Origin of the sequence: Stenotrophomonas sp. NPDC077659 (assembly GCF_050268705.1) — a bacterium.
Taxonomy (GTDB): domain Bacteria; phylum Pseudomonadota; class Gammaproteobacteria; order Xanthomonadales; family Xanthomonadaceae; genus Stenotrophomonas.
Genome location: NZ_JBNNHG010000283.1, coordinates 1 through 1,471 on the forward strand (window position 1 = coordinate 1; position 1,471 = coordinate 1,471).

1 protein-coding gene and 1 pseudogene are annotated in these 1,471 nt (G+C 62.7%); one reads left to right on the forward strand and one right to left on the reverse strand.

Annotation, left to right across the window (positions count from 1 at the left end):
* Window positions 1-46: 46 nt before the first annotated feature.
* Window positions 47-1,084, reverse strand: a pseudogene (gene dnaA, locus ACQKDV_RS19470) (chromosomal replication initiator protein DnaA); the annotation flags it as partial.
* A 254-nt stretch (window positions 1,085-1,338) separates the two neighbouring features.
* Here dnaA and rpmH point away from each other — a divergent pair.
* The coding region (gene rpmH / locus ACQKDV_RS19475) for a 50S ribosomal protein L34 (RefSeq protein ID WP_427785863.1) at window positions 1,339-1,471 on the forward strand (133 nt) is incomplete at its 3' end.

The following is a 1,471-nucleotide window of genomic DNA, read 5'->3' on the forward strand; positions in this document are numbered from 1 at the left end:
GCTGGTCTGGGTCCAGCTCTGCGACTTCTTACGGGTCTGGTACAGCTTGCCGTCGAAGCAGGTCGCGCAGGGTTTCCTGGGCGAATTCGGTGGTGATCGCGCGGCCGGTGAAATTGGCGCGGGCGGTCAGGGTATTGAGCGCACCTTCCAGGTCGCGCACGTTGGAGCGCATCTTCTTGGCGATCAGGAACGCAACATCATCGGGAATCTCGGCACCGCGTTCGCGCGCCTTGGCCAGCACGATCGCTGCACGGGTTTCGAAGTCCGGCGGTTCGATCGCGACCGACAGGCCCCAGGCAAGCCGCGACTTCAGGCGCGCTTCCAGACCCTCGACTTCGCGCGGGTACCGGTCGCAGGTCAGGATGATCTGCTGCTTGCCGTCGAACAGTGCATTGAAGGTGTGGAAGAACTCTTCCTGGGTGCGGTCCTTGCCGGCGAAGAACTGGATGTCATCGATCAGCAGCGCGTCTACCTGCTGGAACTGGCGCTTGAACTGATCCATGGTCTTTTCCTGCAGGGCCCGGATCATCGCGCTGAAGAACTGTTCCGAGCGCAGGTACAGCACCTTTGCCCCCGGATTGGCCTGGCGCATGGCATTGCCGGCAGCGAACATCAGGTGGGTCTTGCCCAGGCCGGTGCCCCCGTACAGCAGCAGCGGATTGTGCGCGCGGTCGCCCGGCTTCTGCGCCGCCTGGAACGCCGCCGCCAGACCCAGCTGGTTGCTGCGGCCTTCGACGAAGTTGGCGAAGGTGTAATGGTTGTCCAGGTTACCGGCGAAGGGCACCTGCGGTTCGGCCACCACGGCCGTCGACGCGCTCGAAACCGGCGCGTTCTGCGTCTCCGAGGGCCGCGGGCGCGAGCCGATTTCAAGGAAAACGTCGCTGAAACCTGCGAAGTGCGTAAGCAGTTCGCGGATCCGGGCCAGGTACAGCTCGCGCACCTGGTCGACGATGAAGGCGTTCGGGGCATACAGCACCAGGCTGTCCGCGCGCAGATCGGCCTGCAGCGGCTTCAACCAGGTATGAACATCTTCCGGCGGAAACTCCGCTTCGAGGCGTTCGAGACTTCGGGACCAGGCATCCATCGGCAATAATCGTCCGGTGGCCTGTGGATAGGCGCGACAACGCGCCCAAACACAGGCCTGAAAGGGGGAAATGGATGGCTCAGACTACCACCGAGCGCCCGGCTTCGGAATGCTTGTCCCCTACTTATTCACAAAAACATCCACAGCTATTGCACAGGCCGATGAATTCGCGTAGTCACAAGGGGTTGACGCGAGGAGGGGGACCTCTCTAGAATTTCCGGTTCTTTCCCGTCCCATTCATACGAGAGGCCCACATGGCCACCAAGCGCACCTACCAGCCCAGCAACCTCAAGCGTAAGCGCGACCACGGCTTCCGTGCCCGTATGAAGACCGCTGACGGCCGCAAGATCCTGTCGCGTCGCCGCGCCAAGGGCCTCAAAGTCCTGA